Consider the following 6,840-nt stretch of genomic DNA (forward strand, 5'->3'; position numbering starts at 1 on the left):
TTGATGTTCCAGACGGCGCCCTGGGTGAAGACCTTGTGCTCGTACAGGGCGACGAGCTGGCCGAGGACGGAGGGGGTCAGCTTGGGGGCGATGATCGTGGTGGTGGGGTGGTTGCCCTTGAAGACGCGGTGGGGGACGATCGGCACCGCGGTGCCCTCGGCCTCGACCTGCTCCTTCGTCTTGCCGAAGGCGAGCGCCTCGGTCTGCGCGAGGAAGTTCGCCGTGAGCATGTCGTGGTGCGCGTTACGCGGGTCGGCCGCGGGGGTGACCGGCTCGGCGAAGCCGATGAAGTCGGCCGGGATGATCTTCGTGCCCTGATGGATCAGCTGGTAGTAGGCGTGCTGGCCGTTGGTGCCGGGGGTGCCCCAGACGATCGGGCCGGTCTGCCAGGCCACCGGCTCGCCGTCGCGCTGCACCGACTTGCCGTTGGACTCCATGTCGAGCTGCTGCAAGTACGCGGAGAACTTGCTCAGGTAGTGCGAGTACGGCAGGACCGCGTGGGTCTGCGCGTCGAAGAAGGACCCGTACCAGACGCCGAGCAGCCCGAGCAGCGCCGGCACGTTGCGCTCCAGCGGCGTCCGGCGGAAGTGCTCGTCCACGGTCCGGAAACCGGCCAGCAGCTCGTGGAACTGCTTCGGGCCGATCGCGACCATCAACGAAAGGCCGATCGCGGAGTCGAACGAGTACCGGCCGCCGACCCAGTCCCAGAACCCGAACATGTTCGCCGTGTCGATGCCGAACTTCGCCACCTCGTCCGCGTTCGTGGACACCGCGACGAAGTGCTTCGCGACGGCCGCCTCGTCGCCGCCGAGGCCGGACAGCAGCCAGGCGCGCGCCGAGACGGCGTTGGTGATCGTCTCGATGGTCGTGAACGTCTTCGAGGAGATGATGAACAGCGTCTCGGCCGGGTCCAGGTCCCGGGTGGCCTCGTAGAGGTCGGCGCCGTCCACGTTGGACACGAAGCGGAACACCCGGTTGTGGTCCGCATACGCGCGCAGCGCCTCGTACGCCATCGCCGGGCCCAGGTCCGAGCCGCCGATGCCGATGTTGACGACGTTGCGGATCGGCTTGCCGGTGTGCCCGTCGGCCGCGTGGCCCTTCCAATCCCCCGAACGGACGCGCATGGCGAACTCGCTCATCCGGTCCAGCACCTCGTGCACGGCCGGCACGACGTCCTCGCCGTCGACCTCGATCCGCGCGGACCTCGGTGCCCGCAGCGCCACGTGCAGCACCGCGCGGTTCTCCGTCACGTTGATCTTCTCGCCGCGGAACATCGCGTCCCGCAGTTCCTCCACCCCGCGGGCCCGCGCCAGCGCGAGCAGCAGCTCCAGCGTCTCGCCGGTGACCAGGTTCTTCGAGAGATCGACGGTCAGATCCCCCACCGCCAGGGTGTGCTTCGCCGCGCGCTGCGGGTCTGCCGCGAACAACTCACGCAAGTGCGTCCCGCCGAACTTCTCCCGGTGGTCGGCCAGGGCCTGCCACTGCGGCGTCTGCGTCAACTGCTGCGCCATCGACGTCTCCTCAACTCTTCCTGCCGCCGTCCGTATGACCGCGCCGTCGGAATTCGCGTCTTCTCAGCTGCACCGCCGAACCTAACATCGAGTCGGCTAACTAAGCTGCCCGACATGGACACTCCTGCGCAGCGCTTGATCCTCGTAGTGGAGGACGAGCCGACACTCGCGGACGCGGTGGTCGCGCGGCTGGCTGCGGCGGGGTTCGACACGTTGCACGCGGGGGACGGGCCGGGAGCGGTTGCGGCGGTGCGTGAACACCGGCCGGACGCGGTGGTGCTTGACGTGATGCTGCCCGGGTTCGACGGGCTGGAGGTGTGTCGGCGGATCCAGCGCGACTGGCCGACGCCTGTGCTCATGCTCACCGCGCGGGACGCAGAACCGGATCTGCTCGCCGGGCTCGGGTCCGGGGCCGACGACTACCTGACCAAGCCGTTCTCGATGCGGGAGTTGATCGCACGGGTGCAGGCGCTGTTGCGCCGGGTCGAGGTCGTGCGTCAGCAGACGCTTGCTAACGCAGCGCAGGACACCGCGGCCGACGACGAAGGGCCGCTGCGGTTGCGTGGATACGCACAGGCCCGGGGGCAGGACGACGAGGCCGGTGGAGCCGCCGGGGTTCTGCTGGAGATCGACGGGGCGGCGCGGCGGGTGCGGGTCGACGGCGCGGACGTGCACCTGACGCCGATCGAGTTCGACCTGCTCGGCTGCCTGGCGCGCAAGCCCGGCATGGTCGCCTCGCGGGAGTCCCTGCTGGCCGAGGTGTGGGACTGGGCCGACGCCTCGGGCACCCGAACCGTGGACTCACATGTCAAGGCCCTGCGCAAGAAGATCGGCGCGGAATGGATCCGCACCGTGCACGGGATCGGATACGCGCTGGAGGCACAGGTTTTCGTCGCCCCGGCGCAGCCGGAGCTCGCGGCGCCCGGCGAACTGCCGTGAACGGACTGCCATGAACGGATCCGGCGGGCGTCTGCGGCCCCGCTATCGGCGTGAACCGCTGCAACAGCTCTGGCGCGACCTGCGGCCGCTGGATCCGGTGCGGTCGATCAAGGCCAAGCTCGGCATCCTGGTGATCGCGAGCGTGACCTTCGCCGGGTCGTTCACCGCCATCGGCGTGTCGATCGGCATCCGGGCGCGGTACGTCGTGATCACGGCCACCGTGCTGTCGATGATCGTGACGCAGATCCTCGCGCACGGTATGACATCCCCGCTGCGGCACATGACCGCCGCCGCCCGCGCGATGGCCGCCGGGGATTACAGCCGCCGGATCCGCGCATCGTCGCGGGACGAAGTCGGCGAACTCGGCAGAGCGTTCAACCAGATGGCGGCCGATCTGGAGGCGGCGGACCGGCAGCGGCGGGAACTGATCGCGAACGTCTCGCACGAGTTGCGCACGCCGATCTCCGTGTTGCGCGCCGTGCTGGAGAACGTGGTCGACGGGGTCACCGGACCGGACGACGCCGCGGTGAAGGCCGCACTGACGCAGACCGAGCGGCTCGGGCGGCTGGTCGAGGAACTGCTCGACCTCTCCCGGCTGGAAGCCGGAGCGGTGCCGCTCGACCTGTCCGACTTCGCGGTCGAGCCGTTCCTCTCGCGCGCGGTCGAGGAGGCCGCGGCGACCGGGCGGCCGGTCCGCTTCGTACTGTCGGTCAGGCCGGCCGGGCTGACCGCGCGTGCAGACCAGTCGCGCCTACACCAGGTGGTGGCGAACCTCGTCGACAACGCGGCCAAGCACTCTCCCCCGGGCGGCATCGTGCGCGTCGGCGCGACGGCTCGGCCCGGCGGCGGGGTGCGCATCGAGGTGGCCGACGAAGGTCCGGGCATCCCCGAGGTCGAGCGCTCCCGCGTCTTCGAGCGGTTCACCCGCGGCGGCGACGGCGGCGGACAGCCGACCGGAGGCGGGACCGGGCTCGGCCTGGCCATCGCGCGGTGGGCGGTCGAACTGCACGGCGGCACCATCGAGGTCGCCCCGTCCACGCGCGGCGCGTTGATCCGGGTGGACCTGCCGACCGGACCGCTGCCGAGCTGAGGCGCCCCTCTACACGCACAGACGCGGCGTGTCGGCGTGGCGTGTTTGAGACAAGGAATGCGCTCATGGTGAGACGGCATTGACTACATCGTGGACGCTGGAAGGCGTAGTCATTCCGGGCTATCGGGTTACCATCAGCCTGGGTGGTAATCGCGATGGAGGGTGTGATACTCGTCGCTGTTCACGACCCTGCGCCGTGATCGACGCCGGAACAAGCGTAATCTGGACTACCGCTGCCCGCTGGGGTTCCCGCAGGGCCTGATCGACCGACGCGGACCTCCCCTCAGGCATCCGGCTGTTCACAGGCGCAGCCAGAACAGGGATCTTACGAAGCGGAAGAGGGCGGAACCCGCCGTGTCGCCACAGTCCACGTCAGCGTCAACAGAGTCGGCCACGACCGAGGCGGCCACTGCCGAACCGGTAGTGGGCGGCCCGAACCACACCGCCGCGCACACCGCGGCCGAGTTCGGGCCCAACGAGTGGCTCGTCGACGAGATCTACCAGCAGTATCTGCGCGACCCGGCCTCCGTGGACAAGGCGTGGTGGGATTTCTTCGCCGACTACCAGCCCAGCGACGGCCCCACCGCCAGCGGCGCCCCGGCGACGGCGCCCCGGCCGGTCCAGCCGAGTTCCCCGGCCCCCGACGCTGCCCAGAGCGCCGCAGCCCCGGCTCCCGCCACAACCGCCCCCGCGCCAACCGCTGCGACCGGACAGTCTGTTCCGACTGGACGAACGGTGGCGCCGTTCACGGGCAGCCCCGGCCTCGGCATCGCGGCCAAGCCCACCCCGGTCGCGGTCTCCCCGGCCAGCGGCGTGCCGCGTGACGCCGCCATCACCGCCCCGCCCGCAGCCTCGACGCCCTCAGGCGGAGGCGCGCAGATCACCGTGCTCAAGGGGCCCGCCGCCCGCGTCGTGGCCAACATGGACGCCTCGCTCGAAGTGCCGACCGCGACCTCGGTGCGCGCGGTCCCGGCGAAGCTGCTGATCGACAACCGCATCGTCATCAACAACTTCCTCAAGCGCGCCCGTGGCGGCAAGGTCTCCTTCACCCACCTCATCGGCTTCGCGATGGTCCAGGCGGTCAAGGCCATCCCGGGCATGAACGCCTCGTACGCGCAGGCCGACGGCAAGCCCGCGGTGGTCACCCCCGAGCACATCAACCTCGGCCTCGCGATCGACCTGGTCAAGCCGGACGGCTCACGCTCACTGGTGGTGCCCTCGATCAAGGCCGCCGAACTGATGGACTTCCGTGAGTTCTGGCAGGCGTACGAGGACATCGTGCGTAAGGCCCGCAACAACAAGCTCACCGCGGACGACTTCGCCGGTACCACGATCTCCCTCACCAACCCGGGCGGTATCGGCACGGTGCACTCCGTACCGCGCCTGATGAGGGGTCAGGGCACCATCCTCGGCGTCGGGGCGATGGAGTACCCGGCCGAGTACCAGGGTGCCAGCGAGGAGACCCTGGCCCGGCTCGCGGTCAGCAAGGTCATGACGCTGACCTCGACCTACGACCACCGGATCATCCAGGGCGCGCAGTCCGGCGAGTTCCTGCGCGGGATCCACCGGCTGCTGCTCGGCGAGGACGAGTTCTACGACAAGGTCTTCGAGTCGCTGCGCATCCCTTACGAGCCGGTGCGCTGGATCCAGGACATCGCCGCCTCGCACGAGAACGACATCAGCAAGACCGCGCGCGTCATCGAACTGATCGACTCGTACCGCACCCGCGGCCACCTGATGGCCGACACCGACCCGCTTGAGTACAAGCAGCGCCGCCACCCGGACCTCGATGTGGTCTCGCACGGCCTGACCCTGTGGGACCTGGAGCGCGAGTTCGCCACCGGCGGCTTCGGCGGAGAACCGCTGATGAAGCTGCGCGACATCCTCGGCGTGCTGCGCGACTCGTACTGTCGGACCGTCGGCATCGAGTACATGCACATCCAGGACCCGGAGCAGCGCCGCTGGATCCAGTCGAAGGTGGAGAACGGCAACAACAAGCCGAGCCGCGAGGAGCAGCTGCGCATCCTCAACCGGCTGAACGCCGCCGAGGCCTTCGAGACGTTCCTCCAGGTGAAGTACGTCGGCCAGAAGCGTTTCTCGCTGGAGGGCGGCGAGTCGGCGATCCCGCTGCTCGACCAGGTCATCTCCGCCGCCGCCGAGGCCGGTCTCGACGAGGCGGCGATCGGCATGCCGCACCGCGGTCGCCTCAACGTGCTGACGAACATCGTGGGCAAGCCGTACGGCAAGGTGTTCAACGAGTTCGAGGGCAACCTCGACCCGAAGTCGATGCACGGTTCCGGCGACGTGAAGTACCACCTCGGCACCGAGGGCACCTTCACCTCGCTGTCCGGCAAGCAGATCAAGGTCTCGTTGGTCGCCAACCCCTCGCATCTTGAGGCGGTCGACCCGGTGCTTGAGGGCTACGTGCGGGCTAAGCAGGACATCATCAACAAGGCCGGCAGCGCTTTCACCGTGCTGCCGATCCTGATGCACGGCGACGCCGCGTTCGCCGGCCAGGGCGTGGTCGCCGAGACGCTGAACATGTCGCAGCTGCGCGGCTTCCGCACCGGCGGCACGATCCACCTGGTGGTCAACAACCAGGTCGGCTTCACTACGTCGCCGGTGTTCTCACGCTCGTCTGTTTATGCGACCGACGTCGCCCGCATGGTGGAAGCGCCGATCTTCCACGTGAACGGCGACGACCCCGAGGCCTGCGTGCGCGTGGCGCAGCTGGCCTTCGAGTTCCGCCAGGCGTTCAACAAGGACGTCGTGATCGACATGGTCTGCTACCGGCGGCGCGGGCACAACGAGGGCGACGACCCCTCGATGACCCAGCCGCTGATGTACCAGCTGATCGAGGCCAAGCGCTCGGTGCGCAAGCTGTACACCGAGGCGCTGATCGGCCGCGGCGACATCACCCTTGAGGAGGCGGAGGCGGCGCTCAAGGACTACCAGTCCAAGCTGGAGCAGGTCTTCGCGGAGACCAAGGACAGCGCGCCGAAGCCTGCGGTCCCGTCCTCACTGAACGTCAACGGACACACCGACGAGGGTGTGCCGTTCCCGGCTCCGGTGAACACCGCGATCAGCGACGAGGTCGTGAAGCGGATCGTCGAGGTGCACGTCAACCTGCCGGAGGGCTTCGACGCGCATCCGCGGGTCATCCCGCAGTTGCAGCGCCGCGCGCAGATGGTCACCGACGGCACGATCGACTGGGCGATGGGCGAGACGCTGGCGTTCGGCTCGCTGCTGATGGACGGCGTGCCGGTCCGGCTGGCCGGCCAGGACTCGCGGCGCGGCACC

Annotated in this window: 4 protein-coding genes; 3 read left to right on the plus strand and 1 reads right to left on the minus strand. The window is 69.2% G+C overall.

Features of this window, described 5'->3' with window-relative positions:
• A partial coding sequence (gene pgi / locus VGS97_RS28045) for a glucose-6-phosphate isomerase (protein WP_326856685.1) occupies window positions 1-1,511 on the minus strand: 1,511 nt, incomplete at its 3' end.
• 114 nt (window positions 1,512-1,625) lie between these two features.
• Between pgi and VGS97_RS28050 the strand changes: the two genes are divergently transcribed.
• The 3 genes from VGS97_RS28050 to VGS97_RS28060 all read left to right on the plus strand — a co-directional run.
• A complete protein-coding gene (locus VGS97_RS28050) occupies window positions 1,626-2,450 on the plus strand; it encodes a response regulator transcription factor (RefSeq protein WP_326856686.1) in 825 nt (274 codons plus the stop codon).
• 10 nt (window positions 2,451-2,460) lie between these two features.
• The gene (locus VGS97_RS28055; protein WP_326856687.1) at window positions 2,461-3,540 is read left to right on the plus strand and encodes a HAMP domain-containing sensor histidine kinase; all 1,080 of its coding nucleotides are present in this window, start codon (window positions 2,461-2,463) and stop codon (window positions 3,538-3,540) included.
• 354 nt (window positions 3,541-3,894) lie between these two features.
• Window positions 3,895-6,840, plus strand: a 2,946-nt coding sequence (locus VGS97_RS28060) for a multifunctional oxoglutarate decarboxylase/oxoglutarate dehydrogenase thiamine pyrophosphate-binding subunit/dihydrolipoyllysine-residue succinyltransferase subunit (RefSeq protein WP_326856688.1), incomplete at its 3' end; no start/stop codon positions are given.

It is taken from the genome of Actinocrinis sp. (genome assembly GCF_035946395.1).
GTDB lineage: Bacteria > Actinomycetota > Actinomycetes > Streptomycetales > Catenulisporaceae > Actinocrinis.

Excerpts from the sequence above, each read along its gene's own strand:
- VGS97_RS28050 (WP_326856686.1), top strand. The coding sequence starts at position 1,626 with ATGGACACTCCTGCGCAGCGCTTGATCCTCGTAGTGGAGGACGAGCCG.
- VGS97_RS28055 (WP_326856687.1), top strand. The coding sequence starts at position 2,461 with ATGAACGGATCCGGCGGGCGTCTGCGGCCCCGCTATCGGCGTGAACCG.